This window comes from Glycomyces rhizosphaerae (genome assembly GCF_042647865.1).
Taxonomy (GTDB): Bacteria; Actinomycetota; Actinomycetes; order Mycobacteriales; family Micromonosporaceae; genus Glycomyces; species Glycomyces rhizosphaerae.
Genome location: NZ_JBHRWO010000010.1, coordinates 322,319 through 341,416, shown reverse-complemented (window position 1 = coordinate 341,416; position 19,098 = coordinate 322,319). Strand labels below are relative to the sequence as shown.

20 protein-coding genes are annotated in these 19,098 nt (G+C 67.9%); 10 read left to right on the top strand and 10 right to left on the bottom strand.

The features are described from left to right. Positions 1–72: 72 nt before the first annotated feature. Together trxB and trxA are read left to right on the top strand one after the other, a co-directional pair. On the top strand, positions 73–1,005 hold the full coding sequence (gene trxB, locus ACFO8M_RS11260; RefSeq protein ID WP_387974769.1) for a thioredoxin-disulfide reductase: 933 nt from the start codon (positions 73–75) through the stop codon (positions 1,003–1,005). A 35-nt stretch (positions 1,006–1,040) separates the two neighbouring features. After that, on the top strand, positions 1,041–1,358 hold the full coding sequence (gene trxA, locus ACFO8M_RS11255) for a thioredoxin (RefSeq protein ID WP_387974766.1): 318 nt from the start codon (positions 1,041–1,043) through the stop codon (positions 1,356–1,358). Between the two features lie 53 nt (positions 1,359–1,411). Here trxA and ACFO8M_RS11250 read toward each other — a convergent pair whose 3' ends face one another. Continuing rightward, positions 1,412–2,119 (bottom strand): GNAT family N-acetyltransferase, encoded by a 708-nt coding sequence (locus ACFO8M_RS11250; protein WP_387974763.1) that lies wholly within the window; start codon positions 2,117–2,119, stop codon positions 1,412–1,414. A gap of 307 nt (positions 2,120–2,426) precedes the next feature. Here ACFO8M_RS11250 and ACFO8M_RS11245 point away from each other — a divergent pair, with 307 nt between their 5' ends. Then, on the top strand, positions 2,427–3,674 hold the full coding sequence (locus ACFO8M_RS11245) for an aminotransferase-like domain-containing protein (RefSeq protein WP_387974761.1): 1,248 nt from the start codon (positions 2,427–2,429) through the stop codon (positions 3,672–3,674). Next, complete coding sequence (locus tag ACFO8M_RS11240; protein ID WP_387974758.1) at positions 3,671–4,636, top strand: D-alanine--D-alanine ligase family protein; 966 nt, start codon at positions 3,671–3,673, stop codon at positions 4,634–4,636. Before ACFO8M_RS11245 ends, ACFO8M_RS11240 begins: the two co-directional genes overlap by 4 nt. Positions 4,637–4,757: 121 nt before the next feature. Here the strand turns inward: ACFO8M_RS11240 and ACFO8M_RS11235 are convergent, their stop codons facing one another. Further along, on the bottom strand, positions 4,758–5,204 hold the full coding sequence (locus tag ACFO8M_RS11235; RefSeq protein ID WP_387974755.1) for a hypothetical protein: 447 nt from the start codon (positions 5,202–5,204) through the stop codon (positions 4,758–4,760). 407 nt (positions 5,205–5,611) lie between these two features. On the opposite strand from ACFO8M_RS11235, the gene ACFO8M_RS11230 reads away from it, so the two are divergent. After that, positions 5,612–6,187, top strand: a complete 576-nt coding sequence (locus ACFO8M_RS11230) for a GNAT family N-acetyltransferase (protein WP_387974752.1) — start codon at positions 5,612–5,614, stop codon at positions 6,185–6,187. A gap of 321 nt (positions 6,188–6,508) precedes the next feature. On the opposite strand, the gene ACFO8M_RS11225 is transcribed toward ACFO8M_RS11230, so the two are convergent. The 8 genes from ACFO8M_RS11225 to rpmH form a co-directional block, all read right to left on the bottom strand. Beyond that, a complete protein-coding gene (locus ACFO8M_RS11225; RefSeq protein WP_387974749.1) occupies positions 6,509–7,582 on the bottom strand; it encodes a ParB/RepB/Spo0J family partition protein in 1,074 nt (357 codons plus the stop codon). Between the two features lie 3 nt (positions 7,583–7,585). Then, positions 7,586–8,599: a ParA family protein gene (locus tag ACFO8M_RS11220; protein ID WP_387974746.1), complete on the bottom strand. Its 1,014-nt coding sequence runs from the start codon at positions 8,597–8,599 to the stop codon at positions 7,586–7,588. A 491-nt stretch (positions 8,600–9,090) separates the two neighbouring features. After that, complete coding sequence (rsmG, locus tag ACFO8M_RS11215; protein WP_387974742.1) at positions 9,091–9,774, bottom strand: 16S rRNA (guanine(527)-N(7))-methyltransferase RsmG; 684 nt, start codon at positions 9,772–9,774, stop codon at positions 9,091–9,093. Between the two features lie 8 nt (positions 9,775–9,782). Further along, on the bottom strand, positions 9,783–10,277 hold the full coding sequence (locus ACFO8M_RS11210; RefSeq protein WP_387974740.1) for a Jag family protein: 495 nt from the start codon (positions 10,275–10,277) through the stop codon (positions 9,783–9,785). Between the two features lie 92 nt (positions 10,278–10,369). Further along, on the bottom strand, positions 10,370–11,488 hold the full coding sequence (yidC, locus tag ACFO8M_RS11205; protein ID WP_387976347.1) for a membrane protein insertase YidC: 1,119 nt from the start codon (positions 11,486–11,488) through the stop codon (positions 10,370–10,372). Beyond that, a complete protein-coding gene (yidD, locus tag ACFO8M_RS11200) occupies positions 11,488–11,742 on the bottom strand; it encodes a membrane protein insertion efficiency factor YidD (protein WP_387976344.1) in 255 nt (84 codons plus the stop codon). The genes yidC and yidD overlap by 1 nt, the downstream gene beginning before the upstream one ends. A 74-nt stretch (positions 11,743–11,816) precedes the next feature. Beyond that, positions 11,817–12,242 (bottom strand): ribonuclease P protein component, encoded by a 426-nt coding sequence (rnpA, locus tag ACFO8M_RS11195; protein WP_387974737.1) that lies wholly within the window; start codon positions 12,240–12,242, stop codon positions 11,817–11,819. 57 nt (positions 12,243–12,299) lie between these two features. Further along, positions 12,300–12,437: a 50S ribosomal protein L34 gene (gene rpmH / locus ACFO8M_RS11190; RefSeq protein ID WP_091033296.1), complete on the bottom strand. Its 138-nt coding sequence runs from the start codon at positions 12,435–12,437 to the stop codon at positions 12,300–12,302. Between the two features lie 610 nt (positions 12,438–13,047). Between rpmH and dnaA the strand changes: the two genes are divergently transcribed. The 5 genes from dnaA to ACFO8M_RS11165 all read left to right on the top strand — a co-directional run bounded on the left by dnaA (position 13,048) and on the right by ACFO8M_RS11165 (position 19,038). Further along, a complete protein-coding gene (gene dnaA / locus ACFO8M_RS11185; RefSeq protein WP_449267470.1) occupies positions 13,048–14,949 on the top strand; it encodes a chromosomal replication initiator protein DnaA in 1,902 nt (633 codons plus the stop codon). A gap of 392 nt (positions 14,950–15,341) precedes the next feature. Continuing rightward, the gene (gene dnaN, locus ACFO8M_RS11180) at positions 15,342–16,490 is read left to right on the top strand and encodes a DNA polymerase III subunit beta (RefSeq protein ID WP_387974730.1); all 1,149 of its coding nucleotides are present in this window, start codon (positions 15,342–15,344) and stop codon (positions 16,488–16,490) included. A gap of 68 nt (positions 16,491–16,558) precedes the next feature. Beyond that, entirely contained in the window at positions 16,559–17,434 is an 876-nt protein-coding gene (gene gnd / locus ACFO8M_RS11175; RefSeq protein ID WP_387974727.1) for a phosphogluconate dehydrogenase (NAD(+)-dependent, decarboxylating), read from the top strand. A gap of 22 nt (positions 17,435–17,456) precedes the next feature. Further along, on the top strand, positions 17,457–18,593 hold the full coding sequence (recF, locus tag ACFO8M_RS11170; RefSeq protein WP_387974724.1) for a DNA replication/repair protein RecF: 1,137 nt from the start codon (positions 17,457–17,459) through the stop codon (positions 18,591–18,593). After that, positions 18,583–19,038, top strand: coding sequence for a DciA family protein (locus tag ACFO8M_RS11165; protein ID WP_387974721.1), 456 nt, complete (start codon positions 18,583–18,585; stop codon positions 19,036–19,038). Before recF ends, ACFO8M_RS11165 begins: the two co-directional genes overlap by 11 nt. Positions 19,039–19,098: the final 60 nt, after the last annotated feature.

Genomic DNA, 19,098 nt, shown 5'->3' with positions numbered 1-19,098 from the left:
ATAAGATGGCGTTGAAGCTGTCAGTTCAGGGAGCCCTCCCTGGAACGCCGAACCATTTCAGGAGCGAACCCGGTGAGCGAAATCCGCGACGTCATCATCATCGGCTCGGGCCCCGCCGGCTACACCGCCGCGCTGTACACCGCCCGCGCCGACCTGCGCCCGCTCGTGTTCGAGGGCTTCCAGTTCGGCGGTGCGCTCATGCAGACCACCGAGGTCGAGAACTACCCCGGCTTCCCCGAGGGCATCATGGGTCCCGAGCTCATGGACTCCTGGCGCAAGCAGGCCGAGCGCTTCGGCGCCGAACTCGTCTCGGACGACGTCACCCGCGTCGACCTCTCCGGACCGGTCAAGAAGGTCTGGGTCGAGGACCGCGAGTACCAGGCGAAGACCGTGATCCTCGCGACCGGCTCGGCGTTCCGCCCGCTCAACGTGCCCGGCGAGAACGAACTCATGGGACGCGGCGTCTCCGCCTGCGCCACCTGCGACGGCTTCTTCTTCCGCGACCAGCACATCGCGGTGGTCGGCGGCGGCGACACGGCGATGGAGGAGGCCACGTTCCTCACCAAGTTCGCCTCCAAGGTCACCATCGTGCACCGCCGCGACGAGTTCCGCGCCTCCAAGGTCATGGCCGACCGGGCCCTGGCGAACCCGAAGATCGAGGTCGCCTGGAACTCCGCGGTCAAGGAGATCAAGGGCACCGACGGCAAGGTCTCGAGCGTCGAGCTCGTCGACACCGTCACCGGGGAGGAGCGCGAGCTGCCCGCCACGGGCCTGTTCATCGCGATCGGCCACGACCCGCGCTCGGAGCTGTTCAAGGGCCAGGTCGAGCTCGACGAGTCCGGCTACGTGAAGGTGGCCGCCCCCTCGACCCGCACCAACGTTGAAGGCGTGTTCGCCGCGGGCGACCTCGTCGACCACACCTACCAGCAGGCGGTGACCGCCGCCGGCACCGGTTGCACGGCCGCACTCGACGCCGAGCGCTACATCTCCGCCCTCAACGACTGATACCCCGCACTTTTTAGACACACAGGAGGATGCCCATGGGCGCCATCAAAGCAGTCAACGGCCAAGCCGAGTTCCAGGCCGAGGTGCTGGACTCCGACAAGCCCGTGCTGGTCGACTTCTGGGCCGAATGGTGCGGTCCCTGCAAGAAGGTCGCCCCGGTGCTCGAGGAGCTGGCCGCGGAGACCGACGACTTCGTGATCCGCAAGCTCGACACCGACGCGAACCCGGAGATCACCCGCGAATACCAGGTGATGAGCGTGCCGACCATGATCCTGTTCAAGGACGGCAAGCCCGCCCAGCAGCTCATCGGCGCCCAGCCGAAGGCCGCCATCCGCAAGTTCCTGGGCCAGTAACCCGGACAACGGCGACGGGCGCGACGCCGCTGGCGTCGCGCCTTCTTCCATCCCTAATCGCGGTCGAAGAATTCGCCGTCGCGTTGCGCCCCTAGGCGGTCGATCCGGGAGCGACCGCCGGTAGTCGGCTCGCCGAAGAACTTGTCCAACTCGACGTCGTCGAGCTTGAACCACTCCACCGAGTCGGTGAACACCGACGACTCCTCCGCCTCGACGCTCCGATCGAGCGCCGTGCGCAGCTCCAGGCGCAGCCGCGGATAGCGCGGGTCCTGCCGGACCGTCTTGAACCCCACCGAGCGGTAGAAGTCCGCCGGCACCAGGCACGCGCGCGCCTCGCCGCGGGCATCGCCGAACGTCTCGATCGCGTAGATCCCCCGCCGCGCCACGTCGGCCGCCACGGTCTGCACCAGTTGACGTCCCAGGCCCGTCCCCGCATAGGCCGGATGCACGAAGGCGGTCATCAGGAGCGCCGCGTCGGGCGAGACCGGCCCCGAGGGGAACTCCATCGAGCGCGGCACGAACTTCGGCGACGCGTAGGTGACGTACCCGGCCACGTCCTCGCCTTCGTAGGCGATCCGGCCGCACCCGCCCCACTCCAGCAGCGTGTGCGACAGCCACGCCTCCTTCTCGAGCGCGGGCTCGCCGACGTCGCGGGCGGCCTCCGCGCACAAGGGCGAGAGCTCCCAGAACACGCAGGCCCGGCAACGCCCCGGAAGGTCTTCCAAGGAGTCGAGTGTGAGGTTGACCATGCGCCGATGCACCCGACCAGACTACGTCGGCGAGGAGTCCACATGACGGAAAACACGCGGGGCCTTCGCTCCCCGTGCTAGTAGAGTGGGTCGATCCAGCGTCAGTTGTCGTACGCTGGTCGGAACGCTGTTCCGGCCCCGCGGGTCAACCGCGAGCGACGGCCGGGCGTGTACCTACGAGATCCCGCGCGAGCTGCGCCGTTCGCATACCGAGCCGCCGAACACGGCGGTCTTGAACGGCAGTGCTTCGGACGACGCAGCCGCACCGACCCGCGACCACGGATCGCGGGCGACGAGGACCACCAGAGGAGGTCTCCGCGTGTCCGGTACAACACTCGACGATTACACCGGTCGCTACGCATCCCGGGTTCACGGGATGGCACAGTCGGAGATCCGCGCACTGTTCTCGGTCGCATCGCGCCCCGAGGTCGTCTCCCTCGCCGGAGGGAACCCCTACACCGCCGCGCTCCCGATGGACGAGCTCGGCGAGATGTTCACCCGCCTCCTCTCCCAGGTCGGCGCCGAAGCGCTCGGCTACTGTCCCGGCCAGGGCAGCGTCGCGCTCCGCGAAGCGCTCTGCGGAGTCCTCGAGCTGTCGGGCATCCGCGCCTCAGCGGACGACCTCGTCCTCACCACCGGCGCGCAGCAGGGCCTCGACCTGCTCGCCCGCACCTTCCTCGACCCGGGCGACATCGTGCTCGCCGAGGGCCCGACCTACGTCGGCGCGCTCGGGGCCTTCCAGGCCGCCCAGGCCGACGTCCGGCACCTCCCGATGGACGACGACGGGCTCATCCCCGCCGGCCTCGAAGAGGGCCTCGCCGCGCTCCAACGCGAAGGGCGCCAAGCGAAGTTCCTCTACACGATCCCGACCTACCAGAACCCGGCCGGCGTCACCCTCACCGAGGACCGCCGCGAGGAGATCCTGGCGATCGCCGAGAGGCACGGCCTCCTCGTCATCGAGGACGACCCGTACTCGATGATCAGTTTCGAAGGCGCCCCGCCCGCGCCGCTGCGCGCCCGCGCCGAGCGCGGAGTGATCTACCTCGGCACGGTCTCCAAGATCTTCGCCGCCGGCCTGCGCCTCGGCTGGGTCCTCGCGCCGCCCGCGGTGCGCGACAAGCTGCTCCTGGCCATCGAGGCGTCGATCCTGTGCCCGTCCGGGCTCACCCAGGAGGCCACGCTCCGCTTCCTCACCGAGATGGAGTGGCGCCAGCAGGTCAAGGTCTTCAACACGCTCTATCGGGACCGGCGCGACGCGCTGCTCGGCGCCCTCACCGACTACATGCCCGAGGGCATGACCTGGACGCGGCCGGGCGGCGGCCTCTTCATCTGGGCCACGCTCCCCGAAGGGCTCGACTCGAAGGCGATGCTGCCGCGGGCGCTCCAAGAGCGCGTGGCCTACGTCCCGGGCACCGGTTTCTACGCCGACGGCAATGGCCGCAGGGAGATGCGCTTGAACTTCTCGACCCAGACCTCCGAGACCATCCGCGAAGGCGTGCGCCGCCTCGCCGGCGTGGTCGCCAGTGACATCGACCTGCGCGACACCTTCGCCGGAGGCGCGGCATGAAGGCGAGCGCCGCAGCCTCGGACATCCGCGTGCTCATCCTCGCCGGAGGCATGTCCTACGAGCACGAGGTCTCGCTGAAGTCGGGCCGCCGCGCCGCGGACGCCCTGCAGCGCCAAGGCATGAACTGCGAGGTCCGCGACCTCGACGGTGAACTGCTGCCCGCACTCCAGGAGTTCCCGCCCGACGTCGTGCTGCCGCTCGTGCACGGATCACCGGGCGAGGACGGCTCGCTGCAGGCGGTGCTGGAACTCTCGAACATCCCGATCGTCGGCACCGGCTCGATCGGCGCGCGCCGGGCGTGGAACAAGATCACCGCCAAGGACCTCCTACGGACGGCCGGGATCCCCACCCCGAACTGGACGGTCATGCCGCGTCAAGCGTTCTCGGACTTCGGGGCCCGCAAACTCCTGGACCGGATCGCCGCGAAGATGGGCCTGCCGCTCGTCGTCAAGCCGAACTCGGGCGGCTCGGGCCTCGGCGTGCACGCCGTGCACAAGGAGGACGACTTCCCCTCGGCGATGATGGGCTGCTTCTCCTACAGCGACGAAGCGCTCATCGAATCGTTCGTCGAGGGCCGCGACATCGCGGTCGGCGTCGTCGACCTCGGTGGCGGCCCGACGGCACTGCCGCCGGTCGAGATCGCGCCGCTCCACGGCGACTACGACTACGCGGCCCGGTACAACCCGGGCGCGACGCGCTGGACCGTGCCGGCGCACCTGAGCGAGCCGGTGGCCGCCCGCGTCGCCGAACTGGCGGTCCAGGTCCACCGGACCCTCGGGCTCGGCGACATGTCCCGGATCGACATGATCGTGGACGACGCGGGCGACATCCAGGTGCTGGAGGCGAACGTCGCCCCCGGCACCACCGAGACCTCCTTGCTGCCCATGGCGATCAAGGCGGCCGGGCTCGACTTCGGCGAGACTCTGGCGACCATGGTCCGCCAGGCACTGGCCCGCTCCTAGGCCGTACGACTCCAGAACGACTGAGGGTGTCGATGTTTCACGTGAAACATCGACACCCTCAGTCGTTCAACAGTGCTGTCGTTCAATAGTGCTGTCGCGCCAGGCGCGGTCGTGCTTTGGTTCAGTCGTCGGAAAGCCAGGCGGCTATGTACTCCAGGTTCATTTGCCATTCGTGCTCTTCAACCGGCGGCAGTATCTCGTCCCACATCGTCATGAACGGGCCTCGCAGTTGTAGATAGCCGTGCGGGCGGGCCAGGAACCACTGCTGGAGATGCGCGGTGCCGTCCCCCCAGCGGTTCACGTGGACCTGCGCCACGGACTCCAGTGACCGGATGGCCCGCTCCAGCCGCACCGTCAGCACGCCGAGTTCGGCGGCGTGCATCGTCGACAGGTCCCCGAGGTCGAGGTGCGCCCTCGGTTCCAGGATCACCACGACGGGCAGGCCGCTCGGCGCCGGCGGGCTCTTGAGCCGCCACCGCTCGTTCGACCAGAGGTACGTCGAGTCGGGGGTGTGGCAGGCCGCGCATTGCTCTTGACGGTCGCCGCGCCGCGGCGGCTCGGCGTCCACCGGTTCCTGCAAAGGTTTGATACGGAGCTCGCCTTCGAACGGGAAGGCGGGCCAGTCGACAAAAGGGGGCAAGGCAGGGCGGACGCCACTCGCGCGCGGATTCGGGTGTTGTCGGCTCTGGTTCGTCAGGTCGGGCTTGGAATTCGGGCCGGGGGTACTCGCAGATGCCACCATCGAAAAATACCGCATGATTGCGAGACTGGAAACCACCGGAAACGACCTTTTGGCAGATTTCCACGAGGTTACGCGGCGAGTCGCAGGGTCGACAGCCGATAGTGGACTGACATATAACCCGCGAACCAGGCGAATCGTCGACAGAACACGAGATTCGGGTCCGATAGTGACGTGCGCCCATATGGCGGGAAGGGACTGTCGGTCGGGCGGGTTCGTAGGGCAAGCTGGAGGGCGTGCAAGCAACAGTGACTGACAGTCCCACGCCGGAGGCGACGCCCGTTTCGGGCGACGACATCGCCGTGCTGGTGGATCCGCCGGTCACCGCCGCGCTCGTTGACGAACTCAGCCATCTCTGGGTGAGAGTGACGAACGCCGGCGGTTCCGTCGGATTCGTCCCGCCGGTCAACATCGAAGAGGTTCGCCCTCACACCGTTTCCATTCTCGCGCGAGTGATCGACCAGACTGACACGCTGGTCGCTCTTAAGGAAGGAGCCGCCATTGTCGCTTGGTGTGTTCTCACATCAAACGACAGCCCGCCGCGTCAGGGCTGGCGGACCATCCGCCACGTCCAGGTGGACCCCTCCCGACAGGGCAGCGGTCTCGGCGGCAAACTCCTGGCGGCAGTCGATCAAGTCGCACGCGAAGAGCTGAAGCTCGAGGCGCTGACCCTCAAGGTCCGCTCGGGCACCGGCGCCGATGCCTTCTATCGGCGACACGGGTTCAGTGAGGTCGGACGTCTGCCGCGCGCGGTGCGCATGGCGGATAACGACTACCGGGACGACATCATCATGTGGCGGGAGCTCTCCTAACCGAGGCTCGCGGTTCCTGACGGAGCCGCACCGACCACTGCGTTCCAACCGAACAGAGTAAGACGAAGCCGGGGCGATGTTTCACGTGAAACATCGCCCCGGCCTTTTCGTCGCTTCGCCGACCGCGCCAGCTCGGCAAGTCGCACACCTCACGTCCGCTTTCGCTCGGACGAGTGAGACTGGAAGGCGGCATCTTGTCGCACCCCGCGCGTATTTTTAAGCCTAGGGGTCCCCCGGGGGGACATTTCGGGAATATCCGCTTTCACGTTCGCCGGGGGCGATCTGAAGGGCTTCGATTCCTTTGGGCCCCAACGGGTCCGGCTACTTGATGCCGATCTGCTCGACGATGCGGTCAAGGTCGGCGAGGGAGCCGAATTCGATGGTGATCTTGCCTTTCTTGCGGCCCCAGGAGATCGCCACCTGTGTCTCGAAGTGGTCCGAGAGGCGCTCCTTCAGGTCCTCGAGACCGGGAGCCTTGATGCGGTCCTTCGGGGTGCGAGGGGAGGCGTTCCGGGGCTCGTCGAGTTCCGGCTTCTCCTCCAAGCGGTTCGCCGTCACGAGTTCCTCGGTGCTCCGCACCGACAGTCCCTCGCTGATGATCCGCTCGGCGATGTGCTCCTGAGCGTCCGCGCTGTCGAGGCCGAGCAGCGCCCGGGCGTGGCCCGCCGTGAGGACGCCGGCGGCGACCCGCGTCTGCACCGCCGCGGGGAGACCGAGGAGGCGGATCATGTTCGAGATCTGCGGGCGGCTGCGCCCGATCTTCTTCGAGAGCTCGTCCTGGGTCACGTTGAACTCTTCGAGCAGCTGCCGATAGGCCGCGCCCTCTTCGAGCGGGTTCAGCTGGACGCGGTGGATGTTCTCCAAGAGCGCTTCGCGGAGGAGTTCCTCGTCGGCCGTGCCGCGGACGATGGCTGGGACGCTCTCCCAACCGAGCGCCGTCGCGGCGCGGAGACGCCGCTCCCCCATGACGAGTTCGAAGCGCGCGCCGTCTTCCCGGGGCTCGTCGGCATTGCGCTCGCGCACCGCGATGGGCTGGAGCATGCCGACCTCGGTGAGGGAGGTCTGGAGTTCGGCGAGATGATCGTCGTCGAAGATCTGCCGCGGCTGCTTCGGGTTCGTGCCGATGTCCGTGATCGGGATCAGCTGGAAGCTCGCGCCCGGGACGGGGACGAGTTCCGGCCCGTCCGATGTTTCACGTGAAACATCCGCCTGAGCCGGAGCCGATGTTTCACGTGAAACATCGCGCTTCTTCGGCGTCGCCTGGCGGGGCGCCGCGACCTGAGCGGGAGCCGGTTCCGGCTCCTCGTCCTCTTCGATCGTCGTAGTCTCGGCCAGGCCGGTCGGGATGAGCGCCCCCAGTCCGCGACCGAGACCTCCGCGTTTCGCCGCAGCCATCGACTAGTTCCCGCCCTTCTGGTTCTTGCCGCGCCTCGGGGAGAGCTTCGCGCCTCGGCGCGCGATCTCCTCAGCCGCTTCGAAATAACTCGTCGCTCCCCGCGAGCCGGGGTCGTACGTCATGATCGACTGCCCGTACCCGGGAGCCTCGGAGACACGGACGCTGCGCGGGACCACCGCGTCGAGCACGATCTCGCTGAAGTGACCGCGCACCTCCTGCTCGACCTGATCGGCGAGCTTGGTCCGCTTGTCGTACATGGTGAGCAGGATCGTGGAGACACGCAGGCGCGCGTTCAGGTGCGCCTTGATCAGCTCGATGTTCCGCAGGAGCTGGCCGAGCCCTTCGAGCGCGTAATACTCGCATTGGATCGGGATCAGCACCTCCTCGGCCGCCACGAGCGCGTTCACCGTGAGCAGGCCGAGCGACGGCGGGCAGTCGATGAAGATGTAGTCGAGCTCCCCGCTGAAGGTCGCGATGCTCTTCTCCAGGCGCCCTTCTCGGGCGACCACGTTGACGAGTTCGACTTCGGCACCGGCCAGGTCGATCGTCGCCGGAACGCACAGAAGCGAGGGGATGCCGTCGACCGGGGTCGCGATCTCGTCGAGCGACATGCCTTCGACGACGGCCTCGTACACGCTCGGCGTGCCCGCGCCGTGCTCGACGCCGAGGCCGGTGGAGGCGTTCCCCTGCGGGTCGAGGTCGATGACCATCACGCGGTTCCCATGCAGCGCCAAGGCGACCGCAAGGTTCACAGTGCTCGTGGTCTTGCCGACCCCGCCCTTCTGGTTGGCGATCGCGATGACACGGCGCCGCGGCGGCCGCGGCATGGTCACGTTGCCCCCTGGATTGAGGACCCGCACGGCCCGCTGCGCTTCGCGCGCGAGTGGCAGGTCGTCGTCAAGAGGATCGGGTTGTGTCGGCACTGGCGTTTCGGTTTTCACCTTGGCGGCTTTCGCCGTCTCTTCGGGCGCCAAGTGCCGTCCCGATCGGCCCCGCTGCGATGTGGATCTGCGCATCCCGTCCCGCTCCCCCCCGTTGTCAATCCGGGCCTCCGGCCTATCGCCGTCCGCACCGGACTCCATCGTCACCGATTCTGGCCCACCCTGGCCGAAGGCCGGGGCTGCGCCACCCGGCGTCGGGGAAGTTTCTCGATAGCGGTGCCGTCGAGAGGGAGGTGCCTCCTCCTTCACCGCCGCGTCAAGGAGGTTCTTGATGCGCCGTTCGGCGTCGGTATCGCCGCCAAGGGAGTTCTGGTGTTCACGATCTTCAGGGGGAAGGGGGTCGCGCACGTTCACCGCCACAGACTACGGGCCGGATGTTTCACGTGAAACATCGCCCTGCTCGGAGAAGCTTACGAGCCATACACTATCCGAACCCTGCGCTATCCGCCGAGCGCAAAGCGTGGAAACCACAACGATGAGTGCCGCGATGATGGTCTCATCGCGGCACTCGTTGCGGTACAGGAAAATTCGAGGTTGTGGGGGTGAGAGACCGTTGCGGCTCTTGGTCAGCGGATGCGCTCGATCTTCACTACCGTTGCGGGAACGGTGAATACGGGATCGGACAACTTGGACGCGCCGCATTCGAGAATCTCGGCCTTGCCGCCGCCCGCCCGCTTGATGAGACCGCCGCTCTCGGTGACCTCCAAGGAGGCGCCCTGACCCTTGATTGCCAGCATCGCGCCGCCGACGCGGGCCAGCGGCAAACACCAGCCGACCAGCTTCGACAGCGGCGCCACCGCACGGGACACCACGACGTCCGCTCGGCCCTTCGGATCCACTTCGGCGGCGCGGGCGCGCAGCACCTCCAGGTTCGGGACGCCGAGCGCCTCGATGACCTCATTGAGGAAGTCCACGCGGCGCTGCATCGGCTCGACGAGGGTGACCCAGAGGTCGGGCCGCGCGATGGCAAGCGGGATGCCGGGGAGGCCGCCGCCGGAACCGACGTCGATCACGTCGGACTTCGCGGGGATCAGCTCCTCGACCACGGCGCTGCTCAACACGTGCCGGCCCCACAGGCGCGGCACCTCCCGTGGCCCGATCAGGCCGCGCTCGATCCCGATGGTAGACAGCAGGCCCACATAGGCCTCGGCCAGAGCGATGCGGTCGTCGTCTGCTCCGAACACAGAGGCCAATGTTTCACGTGAAACATTGGCCTCGGCGATGTCGGAGCCGTTCGGCTCCTCAGTCATGTTTTGTCCTACTCGGCTTTCACGACGACCCGGCGGCGCGGCTCGGCGCCCTCCGACTCGCTCTGCACGCCATCGGTGGCGTTGATGACGTCGTGGACGCACTTCCGTTCGAAGGCGCTCATCGGGTCCAGCTTGACCACTTCGCCGGTCTCGATGACCTTCTTGGCGGTCTGCTCTGCAAGCTCCGCGAGCTTCTTGCGGCGTCCGGCGCGGTAGCCCCCGATGTCGAGCATCAGACGCGAGTGGTCACCGGTCTTGCGGTACACCGCAAGGCGGCAGAGCTCCTGCAGCGCCTCGAGGGTCTGCCCCTTCGGGCCCACGAGGCCACCGAGGTCCTCACCGACGATCTCGACCTGAGGGCGGTCGCCGACCACCAGTTCGTCGATGTCCCCGTCGAGGTCGAGGATGTCCAGGAGGCCTTCCATGTAGTCGGCCGCCACTTCGCTCTGCTCAAAGAGGTCGTCTTCGGAGGCCACCTCGTCCTCCCGCACCGTTGCTCCCATAATCGTCAACTCGTCCTATCGCTAGTTATAAGCCTAGTTTGCACCATTGTGGCTGATCCGGCGGCACCTGCGCGGCCGCGCGGACCGTCCCCCTAGCCTTTTTTCTTCTTGGAGGCCTGCTGCGCGCCGCTGACCTTCTTGGCCCGGGCGATGCGTTCCGCCCGTGAGAGGTTCTTGCCCGCGCCGGGGCCGCCCTTGGTGGTCGACTTCGGCTCCTCGGAGCCGTTCGCCTCGGCGGTCTGTTCCGGCTTCGGGGTGGGCTTCGCTTGCGCACCGGTCTGCTTCGGCCGCTTGCCCGGCTTGGGGGCCAGGTCCTTGCGGCGCTGTTCGGCCTCGCGCTGCTCCTCGAGCATCTTCTCGTGGGCCTTCGAGCCCGGCTTCGGCGGCTTGGCCGAAGCGCTCTGCGCGGGCGGCGGGTACTTGTGCAGCACGTACTGCTGCTGCCCGAGCGAGAACAGGTTGTTCACGGTCCAGTAGATGACCACGCCGATCGGGAAGGCGCCGGCCGAGAAGATCATGATCACCGGGATGCCGTAGAGCATCACCTTCTGGATCATGCGCTGGTTCGGGTCCTCGTTCCAACCGGTCTTCAGGATCATCTGACGCGTGGTCAGGAAGGTCGTGAGGATCATGGCCGCGCCCAGGACGGCGGCGACGAGCTTCACGTTGAGCGCGGAGGCATCGACCTGCGCGAGCTGGTCCGCGGGAGTGAGGAACGTGCTCCAGAACGGCGCGCCGAAGAGATTGGCGTGGACGTAGGACAGCCAGTCGCCGGTCGGGCCGGCGTCGATGCCGCTCCAGCCGTACGAGTCGGTCAGCTTCGTCTGGTCCGGGTCGGGACGGCGCAGGACGTGGAACAGCGCCAGGAAGACCGGCATCTGGATGAGGATGGGAAGGCAGCCCATGAGCGGGTTCGCCTTCTCCTTGCGGTACAGCTCCATCATCTCTTTTTGGAGCGTCTCGCGGTCACCCTTGTAGCGCTCCTGGAGCGCCTTGATCTCCGGGGCGAGCTTCTGCATTGCGCGCTGCGACTGGATCTGCTTCACGAAGAGCGGGAAGAGGATGATGCGCAGGGTGAGCACGACGCCGATGATGGCCAGAACCCAGGCCCAGTCGGTGTCCAGGAAGCCGTTCTCGCTGCCGAAGACATTCGTCCAGAGGTCATGCCATCGCAGCAGTACCCAGGACACGCCGTCGTAGGCCCACTCCATCACTTGCGGACTCCAGTCTGCTCATTCTTAGAACTCAAAACGTGCTCATGCCGTGGGGGTACGGGGTCATGTCCCCCAGGATGAAAGGGGTGGCACCGTCCCAGGCGGCGAAGGCTCAACCATATGCCACGAACGACTCCGTGCCGGGACAGCGCCTCAAGGGTATATGCGCTGCAACTGGGGTAGAAGCGGCAGCGGTCGGGAAGCGCGGGGCTTACCCACCGACGGTACGCGATCACCGGGGCCGCGACCACTCGCACCGCGAGGCTTCCACCGGTGCGCGAAGGGCTTTCGACCGGCGGGTTCGTCGGCACGGGCGCGGCGTGCGTCATGGCGCGCTCCGGCGCTCGTTCGCGCGATTCCCTTTGGGGGCACGGGCCGCCTGCACGGCTTCGGTGAGGTCCCGTTGCAACTGGGCGAAGTCGCGTTCGGCGGCGCGGGGCGTGGCCCGCACGACCACGTCGGTGCCGGGGGGCCAGTGCGGCAGTTCGGCGGCGACGGCGTGCCGGAGGCGACGCTTGACCTTGTTGCGCGCCACGGCGTTGCCGACGGCCTTGGAGACGACAAAACCCGCCCGCGCCGTGCGGTTCGCATCGGCGGCGGGCGGTGTCGGCGGCGGTGCCGCGGTGTCTTCGATCGATGCGGTCGCAGGTGCCCAGTGCACGACGACGCCGCCGCGGGCGGCGCGGCGGCCTCGCTTGAGCGCCGAACCGAAGTCCCGGCTGCTGCGAATGCGCGCGTCGGCTGGAAGCACTTGGATCACGTCCTCGTCGAGGCCCCTAGAGCCTGCAAGGGACCGGGAGGCAAGCGCTCAGACGGTCAGCTGCTTGCGACCCTTGTTGCGGCGCGCGTTGACGATGGCGCGGCCGGCACGGGTCCGCATGCGCAGCCGGAAGCCGTGGGTGCGGTGACGACGGCGGTTGTTCGGCTGGTAGGTGCGCTTGCTCACGACGGATGTCTCCCATTACGAATCAAAAAGCCTTTGCGCCGGACCTCGGGGCCCAGCCCCGGATCGGGGCTACGGGGACGCGGAGAACAGCCTAGCAGGGCATTCATGCGGCGCCCGAGCCGCGGACGACGGGTGTGGCATGCCCCTCTGGATTAGCGGGCAACTCGCTCATGTTACTCGCCGCATCAGGACCGCGGCCACCGCGGGGGTGGTTCGGCGGCGGGCCGCGGGGCGCCTCCTCTGTCCTTCTCGGAAGGGCCGCAAATCCTCGGTCCACGCCTGTGCAGGAACGTTGCGACCCTCGCGAGCAGCCTGTGGATAACTTTGCCCGAATCGTGGACGACTTCGGCGACGCCCGAACGGCTTCGTCAGCGGACTCACACAAAAATGCTGGTCATGACCGTGATTCAGGAAACATTGTCACAAGGGGCGCATGTGCACAGGGCAACTGAAGGCCTGTGGATAACCTGTGGAAAACTTGCTGGGACGCACTGGGGATAACCGGGTGCGGCGGTGCGGATCGCCTGTATCGGAGCCTACCTGGTGCGGCCTCTGAACTTCGCGAAACGACCCGTTCACGGACAGAACATCGAAGCGAGGGATGGCGAAGGTGACCGACCGAGAACTGTCGGCAGTCTGGTCGGCGGTGACCGCCGAACTGGCTGACGCGTCGGCACTGACCCGTCAGCAGGCGGCGTGGATGCGTCTGTCCCAGCCGGTGCTGTCGATGCCCGGGACGTTCATCGTCGCCGCCCCCGACAAGTTCGCCCGTTCGGCGTTCGAGTCCAAGCTGCGCGTACCGATCAGCGAGGCCCTTTCCCGGCAGATGGGTCAGCCGACGCAGGTCGCGGTCACCTTGCAGGAGAAGCAGGCGGAACCGCCCGCCCAGGTCTTCGAGGAGCCTCCGGCGGCCGCGATCTTCGAGGAGCCGCCCGCGCCACCGGCGCCCAACGCTGCGCCGCCCGCTCCGGTCATGGACGCCACGATCGTCTTCGATCGCCCGGCCTCGTACGACCAGCCCCAGACGGCGCAGCCGCAGTCTGAGCCCGAACCGGCCCCGGCCGCGCCCCGCAAGGCCGTTCCGGCGCAGAACCCGCCGAGCCTGTTCGACACCGCCGCCTTCCGTCCTGGCGAAGTCGCGGTCCGTCCCGCAGAGCCCGCGGCCGAGCGGGCTCCCGAGCCGGTCGAGGCCCAGGGCACGCAGGAGCAGGTCGAGCGGCCCGCCGCTATCCCGCACCAATCGGTGCGGCCCGCCCCCGCTGAGCCGGATCAGCACCGCTGGGAGGAGCACGCCCCCGAGCCGCCGGCCGACGAGCTGGAGCGGGTCCTCTCGGAGTCGGCGACCCGCCAGGGCGCCAAGGAGCACGGCGGCTTCCCGCCGGTCGCGCCGCCGCCCTCCGACGACCCCGACCCCGCGCGCCGGGGCGGGATCACCAAGCCCGGCGGCGGGCCCGCGCCGGTCAAGGCCGTGGACGGGGTCGGCCGGCTCAATCCGCGCTACAACTTCGACACCTTCGTGATCGGCTCCTCCAACCGCTTCGCGCACGCGGCGGCGTTCGCCGTGGCCGAAGCACCCGCGAAGGCGTACAACCCGCTGTTCCTCTACGGCGGTTCGGGACTGGGCAAGACGCACCTGCTCCACGCGGTGGGCCACTACGCGCACGACCTGGGCACGGCCCACTCGGTGCGGTACGTGACCACGGAGGAGTTCACGAACGACTTCATCAACTCGCTGTCCGACCGCCGCCAGCAGGCGTTCCAGCGCCGGTACCGGGACGTCGACATCCTCCTCATCGACGACATCCAGTTCCTCATGGACCGCGAGCGCACGCAGGAGGAGTTCTTCCACACCTTCAACGCGCTCCACAACGCCAACAAGCAACTGGTGATCTCCTCGGACCGCTCCCCCAAGCAGCTCCAGACCCTCGAGGACCGCCTGCGGACCCGCTTCGAATGGGGCCTGCTCGCCGACATCCAGCCGCCGGACCTGGAGACGAGGATCGCGATCCTGCGCAAGAAGGCGGTGCAGGACGACCTCAACATCCCCACGGACGCAGTGGAGTTCATCGCCACGCAGATCCACCACTCGATCCGCGAGCTGGAGGGCGCGCTCATCCGCGTCACCGCGTACGCGAGCCTCAACCGCAAGCCGGTGGACCTGGGCCTGGCCGAAGAGGTCCTGCACGACATCATCCCCGAGAGCGGCAAGAACACCGAGGTCACGGTCGACCAGATCATGCAGGCGACGGCCGACTACTTCGGGGTGCAGGCGGCCGATCTCAAGGGGAACTCGCGCTCGCGGGTACTCGTGAACGCCCGCCAGGTGGCCATGTACCTGTGCCGGGAGATGACGGACATGTCGCTGCCGAGGATCGGCCAGGCGTTCGGGGGCCGCGACCACACCACGGTCATGCACGCGAACAAGAAGATCCGCAAGCAGATGGCCGAGCGGCGCGCCTTGTACAACCAGATCGCCGAATTGACGAACCGTTTGAAACACACCGACGATTGAACGAGCCTGTGGACAACTCTGTGGAAAAGCTGTGGATAAACCCGCATTTCTGTGGAAAGCCTGTGGACAGTGTGTGGAAAACAAGCGGGAGTGCGATTCTGATTCGCGATTTTCCTGTGGGCAACCCTGTGCATAACCTGTGGAAAACCTGTGGATGAGGCTGTGGACGAGATGTGGAAAACTCGGCGATTGTCGGGGGCTGTGGATAAGCTCCTGATTCATCCACAGGTTCTCCACAGTCCGTCCACAGCCCCATACCAAGGAAGAGCTGCGAAAAGGCAGGTTTTCCACAGTTTCCACAGCACCGACGACTACGACGACAGTTATATCTATAGAGAGTTCATTAGTAATAGCGCTGTGAACAACCGAGCTTCAGCCAGAAGGAGCGACCCATGAAGTTCCAAGTTGATCGAGACACCTTCGCCGACGCTGTCTCGTGGACCGCCAAGAGCCTCCCGGCCCGCCCGTCGGTGCCCGTCCTCGCCGGCGCCCGCCTGTCGGTGGACGAGGGCCAGTTGACGATCTCCGGTTTCGACTACGAGATCTCCACCCGCGTCACCGTCGACGTCACCGGCGAGTCCGCCGGGACCGCCCTGGTCTCCGGCAAGCTTCTGGCCGAGATCGTCAAGGCCCTGCCGAACAAGCCGGTCGACTTCGTCGTCGACGGCCCCCACGCCGAACTCACCTGCGGGTCGGCGCGCTTCACCCTGCCGACCATGCCCCTGGAGGACTACCCGAGCCTGCCGCAGATGCCCGAGGCCATCGGCACCATCGACGCCGACGAGTTCGCCCGGGCCGTCGCGCAGACCGCCGTCGCCGCGGGCAAGGACGAGACCCTGCCGACGATGACCGGCGTCCAGGTCGAGATGACCGGCGGCGGCATCGGCATGCTCGCCACCGACCGCTACCGCATGGCGATCCGCGACTCCTCCTGGGAACCGGGGACCTCCGACGTGGCCGTCACGGTCCTCGTGCCCGCCAAGGCCCTCGCCGACACCGCCCGCACCTTCGGGTCGCTGTCGGGCCCGGTGACCATCGCCGTTCCCACGGGCACCGAAGGCGCCCCGGGCATGATCGGCTTCATCTCCGGCGGCCGCCAGACCACCTCGCGCGTGCTCGACGGCCAGCTGCCGCCGCTGCGGAGCCTCTTGGCGACCTCGTACGCGACCACGCTGCGCGTCAAGACCTCCGAGCTGATCGAGGTCGCCCGCCGCGTCGCCCTCGTGGGCGACCGCAACTCGCCGATCCGCCTCTCGTTCGACGAGGACGGCCTCGTGGTCGAGGCCGGCGGCGCCGAGGACGCGAAGGCCTCCGAGGCGATGGACTGCACACTCGAAGGCGAGCCGGGCAAGATCGCGTTCAACCCGACGTACCTGCTCGACGGACTCTCGGCGATGGACGCCCCGTACACGGCGTTCAAGATGAACGAGCTCGGGAAGCCGGTCGTGATGACCGGGCAGCCCGCGCCCGAAGATGAGGAATCTGACACAAACCACGACGTGTACCTGTACATGCTGCAACCATTGCGATGGGACGCCTGACCGCACAACGACGTGACTGACCCTGGCGCGTACTTCGCTCACATGCGGATCTTGAAAGGGGGCGCGACATGCAACTCGGCATGATCGGGCTCGGCAAGATGGGCGGCAACATGAAGTTGCGGCTCGAAAAGGCTGGACACAAGGTCGTCGGCTACGACCGCAACCCCGACGTCGCCGACGTCGGCTCCCTGGAGGACCTCGTCGCCGCCCTCGACGGCCCGCGGGCCGTCTGGGTGATGGTCCCGGCCGGCGAGGCCACCCGGTCCACCGTGGCCGAACTGGGCGCCCTGCTGTCCAAGGGCGACATCGTGATCGACGGCGGCAACTCCCGCTTCACCGACGACGCCGTGAACGCCGCGCTCCTGGCCGAGCACGGCATCGGCTACGTCGACGCGGGCGTCTCCGGCGGCGTCTGGGGCATCACCGAGGGCTACGCGCTCATGGTCGGCGGCGCCGAGGGCGACGTCGAGCGGCTCATGCCGATCTTCAACGCGCTCAAGCCCGAAGGCGAGTTCGGCTTCGTGCACGCCGGCGGGGTCGGCGCGGGCCACTACGCCAAGATGGTCCACAACGGCATCGAGTACGCCATGATGCAGGCCTACGCCGAAGGCTACGAGCTGCTGGAGGCCTCCGAACACGTCGACAACGTGCCCGAGATCTTCAAGTCCTGGCGCCAGGGCACCGTGATCCGGTCCTGGCTGCTCGACCTCATGGACCGGGCCCTCGACGAGGACCCCGAGCTGGCCCGCGTCAAGGGCTACGTCGAGGACTCCGGCGAAGGCCGCTGGACCGTGGACGAGGGCATCCGCCTGCGCGTCCCGCTCCCGGCCATCACCGAGTCGCTGTTCGCGCGCTTCACCTCCCGCCAGGAGGACTCCCCGGCCATGAAGGCCGTTGCTGCGCTGCGCAATCAGTTCGGCGGCCATGCCGTGAAGAGCGAATAAAGCAAGCGGGCATCATAGAGGCGTGCGTGTACGACAGCTGCAATTGACGGACTTCAGGTCCTACGCGCACGCCCAAGTCCTGTTCGACGAGGGGCCCTCGATCCTGGTGGGCCCCAACGGACACGGCAAGACCAACCTGGTCGAGGCCCTGGTCTACCTGGCGAACCTCCGCTCCCACCGCGTCTCCACCGACGCCCCCCTCGTCCGGCAGGGCTGCGAGCAGGCGGTCATCCGCGCCGAGATCCTCCACGACTCCCGCCGGCTCCTGGCCGAGCTGGCGATCATCCCCGGCAAGTCGAACAAGGCGCGGCTGAACAAGACCGCCCTCCCCCGACCCCGCGAGATCATCGGCGCGCTCAAGGCCATCGCGTTCGCCCCCGAGGACCTCGCGCTGGTGCGCGGCGAACCGTCCGCGCGCCGCCGCTACCTCGACGAGCTGCTGTGCGCGCGCTTCCCGCGCTTCGCCGGGGTCCGCGCCGACTACGAGCGGGTCCTCAAGCAGCGCAACACGCTCCTGCGGACGGCGTACCTCGCGAAGAAGACCGGCGGCCGCGGCCCCGGCGGAGCCGAGATGGCCACCCTCGACGCCTGGGACGCCCACCTCGCGCAGCACGGCGCCGAGCTCCTGGCCGGGCGCCTCGCGCTCCTGGAGGACCTGACCGAGCCGGTCGCCAAGGCCCACGCGAAGATCGCCGACGGCCGCGCCGAGGTCCACCTGACGTACGAGTCCGATCTCGGCGAAGGCCTCACGCCCGACCAGGACGTGCTCACCGCGCGCCTGGCCGCGGCGCTCGCGGCCGCCCGCTCCAAGGAGGTCGAGCGGGGGACGACCCTGGTCGGCCCGCACCGCGACGACCTCGACCTCCGGCTCGGTTCGATGCCGGTGCGCGGGTACGCCTCGCACGGCGAGACCTGGTCGGTGGCGCTCGCACTCCGCTTGGGCGCCTTCGAACTCCTGCGCGCCGACGGCACCGCGCCGATCCTCATCCTCGACGACGTGTTCGCCGAGCTCGACGCCACGCGGCGCGAGCGCCTCGCCGAGTACGCCGAGGCCGCCCCGCAGACGCTCATCACCTGCGCGGTCGCCGGGGACGTCCCCCAGCGGCTCGCCGGTGCCCGCTACGACGTGTGGGAAGGCGAGGTGAAACGTGTCCTCTAGCGGCGGTTACGACTACCGGCCCCGTCCCAGACGGCGGGGCAAGTCCGACGACCCGCGCTTCCGCAAGGAGTGGTCCGGGCCCGGCCCGGACAAGCGCGACCCGGAACTGCTCGGGAGCCTGCTCCCCCAGATCGTGCGCAAGAACGGCTGGACCCGGAAGGTGGCCGACGCTTCGGTGTTCGGCCGCTGGGAGGCCATCGTCGGCCCCGACATCGCGAGCCACTGCCGGCCCCAGCACCTCGAGAACGGCGAGCTCCTCGTCGTCGCCGAGTCCACCGCCTGGGCCACCCAGCTGCGGTTGTTCTCCCGCCAGATCCACGGCAAACTGGCCGCGGCACTGGGCCCGAGCGTCGTCAAACGCCTGAAGATCGTCGGACCGCAGCAGCCGACACGTTCCTTCGGTCCGAGGCGGGTACGGTTTAATGGCTCCCGTGACACGTTCTGAAGCCGCTCACCCCTGAGTCCGTAGGGGGGTTCATGTCCCCGCCTCCCGATGCGACTGTGA

Excerpts from the sequence above, each read along its gene's own strand:
- ACFO8M_RS11210 (WP_387974740.1), bottom strand. The coding sequence starts at position 10,277 with ATGGGAGCAACGGTGCGGGAGGACGAGGTGGCCTCCGAAGACGACCTC.
- gnd (WP_387974727.1), top strand. The coding sequence starts at position 16,559 with ATGCAACTCGGCATGATCGGGCTCGGCAAGATGGGCGGCAACATGAAG.
- ACFO8M_RS11225 (WP_387974749.1), bottom strand. The coding sequence starts at position 7,582 with ATGGCTGCGGCGAAACGCGGAGGTCTCGGTCGCGGACTGGGGGCGCTC.
- trxA (WP_387974766.1), top strand. The coding sequence starts at position 1,041 with ATGGGCGCCATCAAAGCAGTCAACGGCCAAGCCGAGTTCCAGGCCGAG.
- ACFO8M_RS11240 (WP_387974758.1), top strand. The coding sequence starts at position 3,671 with ATGAAGGCGAGCGCCGCAGCCTCGGACATCCGCGTGCTCATCCTCGCC.
- yidC (WP_387976347.1), bottom strand. The coding sequence starts at position 11,488 with ATGGAGTGGGCCTACGACGGCGTGTCCTGGGTACTGCTGCGATGGCAT.
- ACFO8M_RS11220 (WP_387974746.1), bottom strand. The coding sequence starts at position 8,599 with ATGCGCAGATCCACATCGCAGCGGGGCCGATCGGGACGGCACTTGGCG.
- rsmG (WP_387974742.1), bottom strand. The coding sequence starts at position 9,774 with ATGACTGAGGAGCCGAACGGCTCCGACATCGCCGAGGCCAATGTTTCA.
- dnaN (WP_387974730.1), top strand. The coding sequence starts at position 15,342 with ATGAAGTTCCAAGTTGATCGAGACACCTTCGCCGACGCTGTCTCGTGG.